The organism is Chryseobacterium gambrini, from assembly GCF_027920505.1.
In the GTDB taxonomy this organism is placed as follows: domain Bacteria; phylum Bacteroidota; class Bacteroidia; order Flavobacteriales; family Weeksellaceae; genus Chryseobacterium; species Chryseobacterium gambrini.
In genome coordinates this window covers 3183734-3197784 of sequence record NZ_CP115857.1, presented here as the reverse complement: position 1 = coordinate 3197784, position 14051 = coordinate 3183734, and the positions used below count along the sequence as shown (strand labels likewise).

General features: G+C 36.8%; 13 protein-coding genes. 6 read left to right on the top strand and 7 right to left on the bottom strand.

Annotation, left to right across the window (positions count from 1 at the left end; translation table 11 throughout):
- The first annotated feature begins 40 nt into the window (after positions 1-40).
- The 6 genes from PFY09_RS14600 to PFY09_RS14575 all read left to right on the top strand — a co-directional run bounded on the left by PFY09_RS14600 (position 41) and on the right by PFY09_RS14575 (position 4855).
- A complete protein-coding gene (locus PFY09_RS14600) occupies positions 41-598 on the top strand; it encodes a serine acetyltransferase (RefSeq protein WP_271160187.1) in 558 nt (185 codons plus the stop codon).
- 244 nt (positions 599-842) lie between these two features.
- On the top strand, positions 843-1511 hold the full coding sequence (locus tag PFY09_RS14595) for a carbonic anhydrase (RefSeq protein WP_076391693.1): 669 nt from the start codon (positions 843-845) through the stop codon (positions 1509-1511).
- 21 nt (positions 1512-1532) lie between these two features.
- The gene (locus PFY09_RS14590; protein ID WP_271160186.1) at positions 1533-1832 is read left to right on the top strand and encodes a hypothetical protein; all 300 of its coding nucleotides are present in this window, start codon (positions 1533-1535) and stop codon (positions 1830-1832) included.
- 140 nt (positions 1833-1972) lie between these two features.
- On the top strand, positions 1973-3565 hold the full coding sequence (locus PFY09_RS14585) for a SulP family inorganic anion transporter (protein WP_271160185.1): 1593 nt from the start codon (positions 1973-1975) through the stop codon (positions 3563-3565).
- 53 nt (positions 3566-3618) lie between these two features.
- A complete protein-coding gene (locus tag PFY09_RS14580) occupies positions 3619-4257 on the top strand; it encodes a carbonic anhydrase family protein (RefSeq protein WP_076391687.1) in 639 nt (212 codons plus the stop codon).
- 175 nt (positions 4258-4432) lie between these two features.
- A complete protein-coding gene (locus PFY09_RS14575) occupies positions 4433-4855 on the top strand; it encodes a hypothetical protein (protein ID WP_271160184.1) in 423 nt (140 codons plus the stop codon).
- A gap of 48 nt (positions 4856-4903) precedes the next feature.
- Here PFY09_RS14575 and pth read toward each other — a convergent pair whose 3' ends face one another.
- The 7 genes from pth to mfd form a co-directional block, all read right to left on the bottom strand.
- Positions 4904-5467, bottom strand: a complete 564-nt coding sequence (gene pth, locus PFY09_RS14570) for an aminoacyl-tRNA hydrolase (protein ID WP_076391683.1) — start codon at positions 5465-5467, stop codon at positions 4904-4906.
- Between the two features lie 90 nt (positions 5468-5557).
- Complete coding sequence (locus PFY09_RS14565; protein ID WP_271160183.1) at positions 5558-6499, bottom strand: hypothetical protein; 942 nt, start codon at positions 6497-6499, stop codon at positions 5558-5560.
- A 103-nt stretch (positions 6500-6602) separates the two neighbouring features.
- The gene (locus PFY09_RS14560; RefSeq protein ID WP_271160182.1) at positions 6603-7454 is read right to left on the bottom strand and encodes a hypothetical protein; all 852 of its coding nucleotides are present in this window, start codon (positions 7452-7454) and stop codon (positions 6603-6605) included.
- Positions 7455-7594: 140 nt separating this feature from the next.
- On the bottom strand, positions 7595-8338 hold the full coding sequence (locus tag PFY09_RS14555; RefSeq protein WP_076391677.1) for a hypothetical protein: 744 nt from the start codon (positions 8336-8338) through the stop codon (positions 7595-7597).
- Between the two features lie 3 nt (positions 8339-8341).
- Positions 8342-9154 carry a hypothetical protein gene (locus PFY09_RS14550; RefSeq protein ID WP_271160181.1) on the bottom strand — a complete coding sequence of 271 codons (813 nt, stop codon included), beginning with the start codon at positions 9152-9154 and terminating at the stop codon, positions 8342-8344.
- A gap of 8 nt (positions 9155-9162) precedes the next feature.
- A complete protein-coding gene (locus tag PFY09_RS14545; RefSeq protein ID WP_271160180.1) occupies positions 9163-9987 on the bottom strand; it encodes a hypothetical protein in 825 nt (274 codons plus the stop codon).
- A gap of 560 nt (positions 9988-10547) precedes the next feature.
- Positions 10548-13919, bottom strand: coding sequence for a transcription-repair coupling factor (mfd, locus tag PFY09_RS14540; RefSeq protein WP_271160179.1), 3372 nt, complete (start codon positions 13917-13919; stop codon positions 10548-10550).
- Positions 13920-14051: the final 132 nt, after the last annotated feature.

Below are 14051 nucleotides of genomic sequence, written 5' to 3'. Positions count from 1 at the left end.
GATTAAAAATTTAAACCTGTAGAATTATTACATTTGTGGTATGGCAGAAAACTATTCCATTCTTCAGAAAGATTTTTACCGGGAAAGCGGAAAATGGCTTTCTCCATTTCAGATCTGGGCAAAATGCATCAATCCGAATCTTCATTTTATTTATGTTTTAAGAAAGAGCCAGCAATATCTAAAAACGCCGTTGCTGAATATTTTCTGGAAACTGGTTTTAAGACATTATCAGATTAAGTACGGCTTCCAGATCTATCCCGAAACAGAAATCGGGGAAGGTTTTTATCTGGGACATTGGGGAAGTCTTGTGATTAATCCCAATGCTAAAATCGGAAAAAACTGTAATATTGCACAAGGCGTAACCATCGGACAGCAGAATCGTGGGAAAAATCAGGGATTTCCAGCCATTGGAGATGAAGTATGGATTGGAACCAATGCCGTTATCGTGGGAGGAATTACCATCGGAAACAATGTTCTTATCGCGCCAAATGCCTACGTAAATTTTGATGTCCCTGAAAATTCTGTCGTGATGGGCAATCCAGCAAAAATTTATGAATCCGAAAACGCAACTGAAGAGTATATTAATAATAAGATCTGATAAATAAAAATATTTTAGCTATCGTCATCAAATTGTTTGTAATTTTATCATAGAATCATCAAACCATATAAAAAACATAATTTAATGATCTCTTTTATGATTTTAAGCATATTTTAATATTAAACTTTGTTAAAAGTATTTAGAATCTCATCAAAAATTATATTTTTGTATCATTATCGATTTGGTCTATTGATTTTGAAAATAATTTAAACCAAATAAATAATTAATCCTTTAAAAAGCTCTTATGTCACAGTCGTACAAAGCTATTTTTGAAAACAACAGAAAATGGGTAGAGTCTAAAATCGCGGAAAACCCGGAGTTTTTTCATGATCTTGCCAAAACCCAGCATCCGGATTATCTTTACATCGGATGTTCAGACAGCCGCGCGACTGCAGAAGAACTTATGGGAGCCAAACCGGGAGAAGTTTTTGTCCACAGAAATATTGCCAATGTGGTGAATACTCTGGATATGAGTTCTACAGCCGTTATTCAGTATGCCGTGGAACACCTTAAAGTAAAAGACATCATTGTTTGCGGACATTACAACTGCGGAGGCGTAAAAGCAGCGATGACTTCTCAGGATTTAGGATTGCTGAATCCGTGGTTAAGAACCATCCGCGATGTATACAGATTGCATCAGGCTGAACTGGATTCTATTACAGACGAAGACAAACGCTACGATAGACTGGTAGAACTTAACGTACAGGAACAGTGCATTAACGTTATCAAAATGGCGTGTGTACAGGAAAGATATATTTTAGAGGAATATCCCGTAGTTCACGGTTGGGTTTTCGATCTGAGAACCGGAAAAATCATCGATCTGGAGATCGATTTTGAGAAAATATTAAAAGATATCCAGAAAATTTATAACCTTACCAGCTCAGACTGGGTAATGAGCAGAAAGACCAAATAATTTTTATATAAAGAATGTAAAATGAAACTCTGGAGTATTATTACATTACTGTTTTTTCTCAACTTTACGGCTTTACCGAGTATTGCCGCAGTTTTCGGTTGGGATCTTACAAGAACCAATGTAGTAATTAATGAAGAAGAGCCACATTCCCACCCCTCAACTTTTATAGTTTACGAAAAAACACTTCCTAAAACTCTGGATGTTTTCGATTATCTGAAGTTTTATGACCCCTCACTGGAAGACAGATCGTTTGTACTGATAGACGATTCTTTTCATCTGTCTCCATTGCTTACCATATTTTCTCCGCCTCCGGAAGCGTAATTTTTACCGTTAGATTTTTTTGATAGCTATTCTTTGTCATACCATTGATATTGAATAAACACGTGCTTTAAAAATTACATTTTCCAAACTTTACAACGGTCTGTTCATAAAAACAGATCACTATTCACAGCATTTTCATCATGAAAAAAACATCATTAATCGGAGGAATTAAGGAGAATTTCCCTTCAGGACTCGTGGTATTTTTAGTAGCGCTTCCTTTATGTTTAGGGATCGCATTGGCTTCTGGAGCCCCGCCTTTGTCCGGAATCATCGCCGGAATCGTAGGAGGTCTTGTTGTAGGATCCATCAGTAATTCGAATATTTCCGTCTCAGGTCCTGCAGCGGGATTAACGGCAATTGTTTTAACTGCCATTACAGATCTTGGCGCATTCGAACTTTTTCTTTGTGCCGGAATCATTGCAGGATTGCTTCAATTGATTTTAGGATTTATAAGAGCGGGAAGTATTTCCAATTATTTTCCTAATAACGTTATCGAAGGAATGCTTGCCGCAATCGGAATTATCATTATCCTGAAACAGATTCCCCACGCTTTGGGATTTGATAAGGATTATGAAGGACATGAATCTATATTCGACAATGGTCTTAATTTCGGATATTTTACAGAATTATTCGGAGCGATTCAGCCGGGTGCTATTATCATCACTTTAATTTCGGTAGCGATTCTGATTACCTGGGACAGAGTTCCGGCTCTTAAAAGAATTAAAATGCTTCCCGGAGCTTTGGTTGCCGTTGTAACAGGAATTATCCTGAACCAGATCTTTAAAATGACAGGAAGTTCATTGGAAATCCAGACCCAGCATTTGGTTTCCTTACCGGTTCCCCAGTCTTTTGATGATTTTAAAAATCTTGTGACGATGCCGGATTTTAACGGATTCACCAATCCGAAAGTGTGGATTGCAGGAGCAACAATCGCTATTGTCGCTTCTATTGAAACCCTGCTTTGTATTGAAGCTTCCGACAGACTGGATGTACAGAGAAGAATTACCGATACCAATCTGGAACTAAAAGCTCAGGGAATCGGAAATTTAATCAGTTCATTCATCGGAGGACTTCCGATGACTTCTGTGGTGGTAAGAAGTTCGGCAAATGCCAATTCGGGAGCGACTTCAAAATTATCAACCATTATTCATGGAATTTTATTGCTGATCTGCGTTCTGTCTATTCCTGTGGTTTTAAATTTAATTCCACTGGCGACTTTGGCAGCAGTTTTAATTATGGTAGGTTATAAACTGGCAAAACCTGCTACGTTTAAACATTTCTGGCATTTAGGAAAGTTTCAGTTCATTCCTTTCATTGCAACGGTGGTGGCTGTTGTGGCAACCGATTTATTAAAAGGCGTTGGAATAGGTCTTGCAATTTCAGTATTCTATATTCTTCAGGGAAATATGAAGAGAGCTTATTATTTAAGCCGTGAGAAGCTGGATGATGCAGATGAAATAAAAATGAAACTGGCGGAAGAAGTTTCCTTCCTGAATAAAGCGGCTATCAAAAAAACATTGAAAAACATTCAACCGAATTCTAAAGTAATTATTGATGCAAGAGAAACATCTTATATAGCAACCGATGTTCTGGAAATGATTCAGGATTTTGCCAATATCCGTGCAAAAGAAGAAGACATTACGGTTGAATTATTAGGATTTAAAACGTCTTACAGAGATTATGAAAGAGACGAAGAATCTCACATTTTAGTTACGCATAAAAGAGCAATGTAAGCTCAAAACAATAAATTTTATACCTTTAAAAAATTCAATTTAATAAAAATTATATGAAAGCACATACATCCGAAACGCAATCGACGATTACTCCTGAAAAAGCATTAAACTTTTTAAAGGAAGGAAACCAGAGATTTGTAAATAACTTAAAGGCTAACAGAGATCTTTTGGAGCAGGTAAACGCAACCCGTGAAGGACAATGGCCTTTTGCGGTAGTATTAAGCTGTATCGACAGCCGTACTTCTGCAGAACTTATCTTCGATCAGGGATTGGGAGATATTTTCAGCATCAGAATTGCGGGAAATTTCGTTAATCAGGATATTTTAGGATCTATGGAATTCGGTTGTAATGTTGCCGGTTCTAAGCTTGTCGTGGTATTAGGACACACAAAATGCGGCGCTTTAAAAGGCGGTCTTGATGCAGCAAAAATCGAAGGTTTGGGAATGGATAACCTTAACCACCTGATCAATCATTTCAACCCGATCATCAACGATATTATCGAAGAAGGAGAAGAGCGTTCTTCTGCCAATGCAGATCTTTTGGAAAGACTGAATCAGCATAACGTAATTAATGCGATTGATGATATCCGTAAGCAAAGTTCTACTCTTAGAAAACTTGAAGAAGAAGGAAAAATTAAGATCGTGGGAGCCAATTATGATGTAGAAACAGGCGTTGTAACCTGGTTAGCATAAGAAATGTTATAGTTTAGATAAATTGATTGGAAATTAGCTTTAAGAGTACAATCGCAAAGACCATCGGATTTCGGTGGTCTTTTGTTTTATTTAAACAGTTTTAGAAAAAATTCAAAGAAAATGATTACCAAAGTATATAAAATCTTACTTTTGATTATTAAATTTTATTCTTTTCATGAAAATACTGATGAAAATATTCTGGGGAACCTGTATTTTGTTTTTTATTACAGATCTGCATGCTCAAAAACCAGTTTCGGATACTTTAGCATATGCCAAAAAATTTGAAACCAATAAGCAAAAATACATTGGAAAACCTTTTTCTTTATTGCTGAAAGACATGACGCAGCTTCAGTTTAAGAAAGCAAAATCCGACATTAAAGAAGATCAGGAAAATGCTCTTCCGAGTACAATTTTCAGGTTTTCAGATAAAGAGGTAAATTCTCCTAATGAAGTAAGTTTTGTGATTAAATGGAAAGCTGACACGGCTCCTGTAACTCCGATAGAATTTTTTGAGCAGGAACATAATTATCGTTTTACGCTTAATGAAAGAAACTTCTTCGAAAAGAAAATCATAAAAGATATTGTGGTGTACAAGTAACAAAAAACCTCCATTTCCAGAGGTTTTTGACATATTATTTTAGGAGAATTATTTTCCGTTGAATGCAGACATCGTATTGTTGATTCCTGCGAATACAAATGACAGACACGCTTTGGAGAATTTTTCAATTCTTTCCGGAAGTTTTTCATTTTCTTCTTCATTCCAGGTTCCCAAAACATAATCTACCTGTCTTCCTTCCGAGAAATCGGCAGAAATTCCAAAACGCAGACGGGCATAATTCTGTGTCTGCAATACTTCGTTGATGTTTTTCAAGCCGTTGTGTCCTGCATCCGAGCCTTTACCCTTCAGTCTTAAGGTTCCGAAAGGCAAAGCCAGATCGTCTGTTACGATAAGAACATTTTCCAGAGGAATGTTTTCTTTCTGCATCCAGTAACGAACTGCGTTTCCGGAAAGATTCATGTAAGTATCCGGTTTTAGGACCAAGACTCTTCTTCCCTTGTATTTTCCATCTGCCATCCAGCCGAAATTGGTAGTATTGAAAGAAACTTCCATGGTTTCTGCTAATTTGTCTGCAACTTTAAAACCTATATTGTGACGTGTATTTTCGTATTCTGCGCCTTTATTTCCAAGACCGACTATTAAATATTTCATTGAGAAATTTTTTGCAAAATTAAAGGATTTCAAATAAAAAAACCCAACCTTCATGAAGATTGAGTTTTTTATTATTTTAATTGTAAATTTTTACAATGGTTTGTAGATGTAATTTACACCATATCCTTTCTGCATATAAGTCTGTGCATCGTAGTTGTAATTCGTGGAGAATACAACCGGTGTAGGAATTGGTGTTGCTAAATCCGTAACGGAATATCTCTGAGGGCTGTTTGGTGACAAAATCCAGCTTTTTACATCATTCGCTTCCGTGGATAACAGTCTTGAAATTTTGTACGCATTCGGAATTAAAGTAAACGGATTGATTTTCGTATCATAGTTTGTAAACTCATATCCTAGCTTAGTTGTCGGAGAACCAAACGAACCAGTTGAACCCATTGGTCCGTAATTTCTTGTTACTTTAGAAACATTATCTCCTGCATATTCATATTTTGTTTTTGAATAAGAGGTATATACAAATGGAGTTCCTGAAGCTTCAGGTCCGTTTCTCATGATAATTGAATCCAGTTTAGCCGTTGCCGCAGCATACTTTAAGGTATAAAGTGTCTTTGTCTTTTTGTAAAGCGTCTGTGGTCCCGGTACTAAAGGAGTATATGGAGCTGTAGTACTTCTCTTGAAGAAAGATCTGTTTTCTGAAATGGTTTCTATTCTTCCTGTACTTCCATAAGTAAACTGCTGTGTAAAGATAACACTGTCTTTATCTAATTTTCCGTTTCCGTTAAGATCCAAAAATCCTTTGAAATCTATTCTGCTTACTTTGTCTCCGCTCCATGCTAAATCTGTAGTAGAGTTCATACTGTCTGTTACTACTTTCGATAACTGCAGACCATTGTAATAGTAGGTTGCTAAAGTATCTGAGTCTGTGATCTCTCTGTATAAAGCTCTCGGACCATTCAGTCCTGTATTGTCATTAATATCCACCAGAGGATTTCCGTCTTCATCCAATAAATCTTTACAAGAATGAATTGTAGAAATACCTACCAATAGTAAAACAAAATAAAAAAGTCGTTTCATTCCAATAGGGGATTATTTATTTTTTCACAAATATAATTTTTTTTTTGAATAAAAATCACGTTTTTATTCATATTATCATAAAACTATTAAAAGATAATTCTTCTTATAACGGTTTATAGATGTATTTAATTATCTGACTCTGATCTGAAACCGGATAATTCTGTGAATCATACAGATACCCTTTAGGATAAGAAATGGCAGCTCCTGCAGGATTTTGTATTGTAACTTTCCCTACATTGTTGGAAGACAGCATGTAAGCGTTAAGTTGCGTCATAGTGGAAGATACCATAAAATATTCCTTCGGAAGCGTAGTGTAAGGGTTCACTTTAGTATCGTAATTTTCATACAGATAAGAAGTGGTAGATGCTGTGGAAGCTGTAGGAGTTCCTCCGCTCATCAACATCGTGGTGTAATCTGCTTTTACGATATTATTTGCCGAAAAGGTAAATTTAAGTTCCGTATAATGAGTATAGGAAGTACTTCCTGCCATTTTTTTCTTCTCAACAATCCTGTACAATACTCCGTTCGCATCATAATATACTGTAAAATCACTGTGATTGGCCATCCCCATAACGGTCTGATCCATTGTAAATGCAGATAATTTTCCGCTTGTATACGTAAGTGCGTAAGTATTATCCGTAACGTGCGGAGTTACATTATCCTGAATTTTTATCTGAGAAATAGTGGTTCCTGAATAGGTTACGGTAGAAGTAAGCGTATTGCTGGATCCGGCATCCCTGATAAAAACCTGAGAAATCGCGCCTCCTGTAGTTACATATTCCTCCAGATCTTTTGTCCCATTGTTTACTTTAGATAAAATTCTGGGTCCTGTAATCGTAGTACCGGATGTTGTATTCTTGTTCTGATTCGGCGGATCTTCCGTTGTATTGTCACAAGAAACCACAAAACCAAGGGCAATTGCAGCAAAAGTGGACAGGATGTAATTTTTGGTCATATTATTAATTTTTAATGCCGTCAAATATAATTTATTTTCTCCTATCAGAGCCTTAAAATCATTAAATAAATATCACTTTAAAATAAAAAAATCTAAAAACTTTCGCTTTTAGATTCTAATTTATGAAAAATAATCTGTTTTTAATAAGGCTGCAAAACAGACGTTGTTAAAACAGACTGAGACATATCGGAATTCAGAAAGTTGGTATTCACTGCTGTTCCTATTCCCAGAGTTCCGCTGTTCAGATTCCTTTTTGTACAGGCAACCTTCACTTTATAATTATTTTTCGGAGTTACATTCGTAAGCGTTGCGTTCATGTTATAGATTTTATAAGAACCGTCTGTCCCGATCAAAACATCGGTTCTCACAGCTTTTAAAACATCATCTACAAAAATTCCGCAGGCAAATCCTGAAGAAGAATTCGAATTATTGGTCTTCTGTGCTGTAGTCTGAAATGTGAAAACTACTTTATTGGTTGTATTGGTTACCGAATACGTATCCTGAGTCCCCGTAAGTACCACCCAGTTAGAATTAATTGCTGAATTTTCCGCATAAGGAGAAGTAGAACCATTAGCACCGCTAAAAGTAGCTCCTGTCTGATCCGAAACGGTATTCATGGAAAATAAAGCCATACTCCCTTGTCCGTCTGCAATTTTTATGCTCTTCCAGTCATTTACCCCAAGTTCAGAATTATTATGAAACATTGTTCCGGCTACTCCGGCAGAACCTTTTACAGTGTTTGTTCCGCCCATTCTCATCTCTCTGTTGACGTTCAGATCCCCGTTGATATCAAGCAAACCTACTGGAGTTGTGGTCTTTATACCGACTTGGGCATAATATCCTATTGAGAACGCAGAAAATATTACTAAAGCTATTTTTTTCATGATTTAGTTTAAAATTGAATTAAATACTTGTGGTATTTCATAAACATCTACCTTAAGCGAAGACTGGGTAATAAAGCTGTCAATATTGCTGGCTACGTTAATTCCAATACCTAAATTTGCCGAAGTGTTATACGATTTTAATCTGGAACACGCCACACTTACCGTATGCTGTCCTTTTGAAAGATTCTGTACCATCCCGATCTGGTTATGGGTGATAAATGTGCTGGATGCGCTACTTGCCTTCAGATTTCTCTGTCTGAGATTAACCAGTTTGTCGTCTACAAAAATTCCGCACGCATAATCTATGGAAATATCCGGAGAAGTATTTGCGGAAAAATCTGCCTGAACCACCGTTTCAAACTGGAAATACGTTTTACTCTCTGTACTGTATACAAAGAATGGCTGTGATAAAGAAGCTATTTTTTTAAACTGATTAAGACTGCTGTAATTTGTATCTTTTACAAGAGTCGTAGATCTGCTTGCTCCGTTGCTAGATTCTTCTGTACTGGAAAATGTAACCCCCGTCTTATCTGAAAAGGAATTATTAAAAATTAAATAAAATTTATTCGGTTCATATTCCGGAATACGGAGTGATTTCCATATTGGAGGATTTCCTGCTCCCTGAGAAACCAATATCTGATCGTTATTTCCCTGAGAAATACTGTTATCTGTAGGATTGAAAACAGACAATTTATCTCTGAGATTAACATCACCATTTACATCAAGTGTAGATTTTGGAGTCGGAGTTTTGATACCAATTTGCGCAGAAGATAGAATTCCTGCAGAAATACAGAAAATTAAAAATATTTTTTTCATTGGTGAGATTAGTTACTTTTATACGTTACATATTCAATAATATCCACTTTAAAATCGGATTCAAGATTGAATGCGTTGGAAATTGAGTTTGAATTCGAGATATTTTTTCCGATGGTAAACTGAGTATTGACATCTGAAGATTCAATTTTTCTGCAGGCAACCTCAATTTTCTGTGTACCTACAGGAACATTCTGCTCAGTATAGTTCAGCGTGAAGATATAATCCTGAAAACCTCCTTTCTCGGTATTGTTGTTAGAAGTAATTTTATCCGGACGTACCGCAACCAGCTTATTGTTTCGGAATATACCGCAGGCAAAAGTAACACTCTGAGAAGTCGTAGCAGCCGGAGCCTTCATTTCAATTCCTGTCTGGAACTGATACGTGAGCCTGTTTCTTCCGTTTTTAATGATGAAGTTATTCTCAAGACCGGCAATTTTTACCCATTTCCCGTTCGCAACATCTGTAATGTCGTTTCCGACAGAATTTTTATAAATTCCGTCTGCAGCAACACCGTTAGAAAGCGTACTGATTCCCACCTGATCGGAAGATAAATACGAGTTAATGAGTTTATACTGACCTTCTTCCATAAAGGTAACATTGATCGATCTCCAGTTTGGTGCAAGACCTTCACCCTGAGAAACCAGGACCTGTCCGTTCAAACCGGGATTACCCAGCGTAGTAGAAGTACCTCCTACTCTTAATTCTTTTCTTAAGGTGGTTTTCCCGTTTACATCGAGAACAGCATTGGGGGTACTTGTACCAATTCCCACCTGAGCGTAAGCCGTAACAGAAAACAACAATCCGGCTACACAGCTATATATAGTTTTTTTCATAATAAGGGACTGCAAAGATAAATAAAAAACAACACAGAAAGTAGAGTTGAAAAATGTAAGCCGATAGAAATTAACTAATTACGACATAGTGAGCATTCAATAAAAAGTAGAATTATTACTACTAACAACTGTTAGGATTACCATTATTTTGAATAAAATATTATATTAATGTCTCTAATTGAGTAATTAGACAGGCTGATTTTTATAAAATCTTAGTATTCCAAAAAAAATATATCTCATTAATATAAAAACAGTTACATAAACCGGAAAAACAATTACCAATTAAACAATTTATCCACAAACAGTGATAAATAGAAGGGTTTATAAATTTTTAAGACTAAAATAAATCCCTTTTTTACTCCAATTTTTTCGATCAGGAATAAAAACAAAAACACGACAAAAATCATGTCATCCGGTATATTTTTTAATCTTTTTTTAATGTTAAGTTTTCTTAACATTACCATTGTAAAGCACTGTCCGTCAGTTATCTTTCAGAATACCGGATAAAAAATGCCGCATTGTACAACAACACGGCAAAATATATCAGGCAATGCAATCAATTACACTTCGCTCTTCAGAATTATTTTCAGAAGATCATTTACCTCATCCACATTCCCTACTTTATCCTTTCTCATCATCAGCTGATTGCCTTCCTTTCCGGTCTTTTCCTTAAGCTGTGCTTCCTTAGGATTTTTCGTTAAATAATTAATGATGGTTCTAAATTTATTGGTCTGATAAAACTTATCCTGAGGATTTCCCGGAAAATATCCCAGAAACACACCGTTTTTCATGACAATCTTTTCAAAACCTATATCTGCAGCAAGCCATTTTAAGCTTACACTTTTTAATAGATTTACAGCTTCTTTCGGCAGTTCCCCAAAGCGGTCGATCAGTTCAGATTCAAACTTCGTCAGACTTTCTTCGCTATCAATTTCCGCAAGTTTCTGGTAAAGCAGTAATCTTTCTTCAGTATTTGAAATGTACCAGTCCGGCAACATCAGCTCCAGATCGGTATCAATATTAACGTCTTTTGTCGTTTTAAACAATTTGTTCCTTTCTTCTTCATTTTCGAAAAGATTTTCAAATTCCTCATCGTCTTTCAGCTCTTCCAAAGCTTCCTGCATCAGTTTTTGGTAAGTTTCAAACCCCATTTCATTAATAAACCCGCTCTGTTCCGCTCCCAGTAAATCTCCGGCTCCACGGATTTCAAGATCTTTCATGGCAATTTGGAAACCGCTTCCCAGATCCGAAAACTGTTCAATGGCTTCCAGACGTTTTCTGGCATCGGAAGTCATCATATCATAAGGCGGCGTAATAAGATAACAGAATGCTTTTCTGTTGCTTCGCCCGACACGGCCTCTCATCTGGTGAAGATCCGCCATCCCGAAACGCTGTGCATCATTAATAAATATGGTGTTCGCATTCGGAACGTCTACTCCACTTTCCACAATGGTTGTAGAAACCAGAACATCATATTTTCCTTCCATAAAATCCAGAACGTTCTTCTCCAGTTGTTTTCCTTCCATCTGTCCGTGCCCTGTAATCACTCTCGCATCAGGAACCAGTCTTTGAATCAGTCCTGCAATATCTTTCAGGTTTTCAATCCTGTTGTTGATGAAATAAACCTGCCCGTCACGCTGAAGTTCATAAGAAACGGCATCACGAAGAATCTCTTCACTAAAGCCAATCAAATGTGTTTCAACAGGCTGTCTGTTTGGCGGAGGAGTTTTAATAACGGATAAATCTCTTGCCGCCATCAAAGAAAACTGAAGGGTTCTTGGAATTGGCGTTGCCGTTAATGTTAAAGTATCAACATCAGCTTTTAAAGTTTTCAGCTTATCTTTTACGGAAACTCCGAACTTATGTTCTTCATCAATAATCAGCAATCCCAAATCTTTAAACTTTACAGAGCTGCTTGCCAACTGATGTGTTCCTATAATAATGTCTACTTTCCCATCTTTTAAAGCCGCAAGCGTTTCAGATTTCTGCTTGGCTGTTCTGAAACGGTTTACATACGCTACATTCACCGGAAAATCTTTCAGCCTTTCTTTAAAACTTCTGTAATGCTGAAACGCCAGAATCGTGGTGGGAACCAAAACAGCAACCTGCTTTCCATCTGTCGCCGCTTTGAACGCGGCACGAATCGCAACTTCCGTTTTACCAAAACCGACATCTCCACAAACGAGACGATCCATCACCGTATCTGCTTCCATGTCCTTTTTAACGTCGATGGTTGCCTTTTCCTGATCCGGAGTATCTTCGTAAAGGAAACTTGCTTCAAGCTCATTCTGCAGATAAGAATCGGGAGTGTACGCAAAACCTTTTGCCGATTTTCGTTGAGCGTATAATTTTATTAAATCAAAAGCCAATTGTTTTACCCTTGCTTTTGTTTTCTGCTTTAAAGATTTCCAGGTTGGCGATCCAAGTTTGCTCAGCACAATTTCTCTTCCTTCCGGACCGTTGTATTTCGAAATTTTATGAAGAGAATGAATGCTTACATATAATAAGTCTCCGTTTTTATACGTCAGTTTAAAACATTCCTGAATTTTTCCGTCGTTATTCACCTTTACCAGTCCCATGAATTTTCCGATTCCGTGGTCGATGTGAGCGATATAATCGCCAATTTTCAAAGACATTAAATCTTTCAGGGTAAGCTGCTCCGATTTGGCAAATGTATTTTTAGCCTTGTATCTCTGGTAACGGTCGAAAATCTGGTGATCGGTGTAGACCAGAATTTTATGATCGTTATCCACAAAACCTTCATGAAGTTCAGATTTAAAACTTTTGAACGGAAGCTGGTGTTCAAGCTCTTCAAAAATAGATTCCAGCCTTTCTTTCTGTTTTTCGGTAGAGAATGAGATCCATGTTTCAAAACCTGCATTCTGCTTCTCCTCGATATCTTCAATCAGTAATTCAAAATTTTTATGAAAAGATGGCTGCGAAGTCTGATCAATTTTTATTTCGGATAATTCAATCAGTCCTTCAATAGGAACGCTTCCAAAATCTACGGTTTTGAATTTTTTATAATCAAAAAGAAATTCCTGATCTGAAATAAACAGCTCCTGCGGAGATCTGTGCGCAATATCTTTGCTTAATGTTTCATATTTTTCTAATGATTTTTCGTAGAAAGCTTTCAGCCTTTGCATTCCCACAATTCCGTTCTTGGAAATTACAAAACTTTCTTTCGGCAACAGTTGCAACAAAGAAACCCTACTTCCCGTCACCGTAAAATTCATATTGGAAACCAACTGAAATTCGTTTACCTTATCAATCGAAAGCTGGGTTTCGATATCAAAGGTTTTAATACTTTCCACTTCGTTACCGAAAAATGTGATCCTGTATGGCTTTTCATTGGAAAACGAGAAAACATCCACAATTCCCCCTCTTACAGAAAATTCTCCCGGCTCTGAAACAAAATCCGCCTGTTGGAAATGGTAATGATTGAGCAGCTCATCCACAAAATCAAAATCCAGCTGATCGCCTACTTTTATATGATGCGAAATCGCCTTAAAATCTTCCTTTTTTAAAACCTTTTCAGACAGCGCTCCTGCATACGCAACGATAACGCGAGGAGATTTTCCGGATGTAACTTTATTAATAACTTCGGTTCTCAGGACAAGATTGGCATTCTGCGTTTTTTCAACCTGATACGGCTCCAGATGAGTCGCGGGAAAATAAAGCACTTTTTCTTTTCCCAGCAGATCTTCCATTTCCGTATTGGCATACAATGCATCTTCCTTATCATCAAGAATATAAAGAATGGTTTTCTTCTGCGTAAGAAACAGCTCGGCAACAAAAATAGAAACCGAAGATCCTGCGTTTCCTTTTACAGAAATATGTTGATTATTTTCCAGTTGAAAGAAAATCTCTTTTCCGAATTCTTTAAGAAGCAGCTCGGGAAGAAATTTTTCGTTGATGGTTTTTAATTGCATAGATAATTTGGTCTAAACGACAAAAGCGATTTCGGGAGTTTTCCGAAACCGTTTAAGCCTTACAAAGATAAGGATAAATATTTTTCTTTTAAGATGCTGAATAAAGTTTTACAGGCACACATTTTCCTTAAA

Bases quoted from the DNA above. Each gene is read 5' to 3' on its own strand.
- PFY09_RS14600 (WP_271160187.1), top strand. From the start codon at position 41: ATGGCAGAAAACTATTCCATTCTTCAGAAAGATTTTTACCGGGAAAGC.
- PFY09_RS14580 (WP_076391687.1), top strand. From the start codon at position 3,619: ATGAAAGCACATACATCCGAAACGCAATCGACGATTACTCCTGAAAAA.
- PFY09_RS14585 (WP_271160185.1), top strand. From the start codon at position 1,973: ATGAAAAAAACATCATTAATCGGAGGAATTAAGGAGAATTTCCCTTCA.
- PFY09_RS14560 (WP_271160182.1), bottom strand. From the start codon at position 7,454: ATGACCAAAAATTACATCCTGTCCACTTTTGCTGCAATTGCCCTTGGT.
- PFY09_RS14595 (WP_076391693.1), top strand. From the start codon at position 843: ATGTCACAGTCGTACAAAGCTATTTTTGAAAACAACAGAAAATGGGTA.
- PFY09_RS14590 (WP_271160186.1), top strand. From the start codon at position 1,533: ATGAAACTCTGGAGTATTATTACATTACTGTTTTTTCTCAACTTTACG.
- mfd (WP_271160179.1), bottom strand. From the start codon at position 13,919: ATGCAATTAAAAACCATCAACGAAAAATTTCTTCCCGAGCTGCTTCTT.
- PFY09_RS14550 (WP_271160181.1), bottom strand. From the start codon at position 9,154: ATGAAAAAAATATTTTTAATTTTCTGTATTTCTGCAGGAATTCTATCT.
- pth (WP_076391683.1), bottom strand. From the start codon at position 5,467: ATGAAATATTTAATAGTCGGTCTTGGAAATAAAGGCGCAGAATACGAA.
- PFY09_RS14545 (WP_271160180.1), bottom strand. From the start codon at position 9,987: ATGAAAAAAACTATATATAGCTGTGTAGCCGGATTGTTGTTTTCTGTT.
- PFY09_RS14565 (WP_271160183.1), bottom strand. From the start codon at position 6,499: ATGAAACGACTTTTTTATTTTGTTTTACTATTGGTAGGTATTTCTACA.
- PFY09_RS14555 (WP_076391677.1), bottom strand. From the start codon at position 8,338: ATGAAAAAAATAGCTTTAGTAATATTTTCTGCGTTCTCAATAGGATAT.
- PFY09_RS14575 (WP_271160184.1), top strand. From the start codon at position 4,433: ATGAAAATACTGATGAAAATATTCTGGGGAACCTGTATTTTGTTTTTT.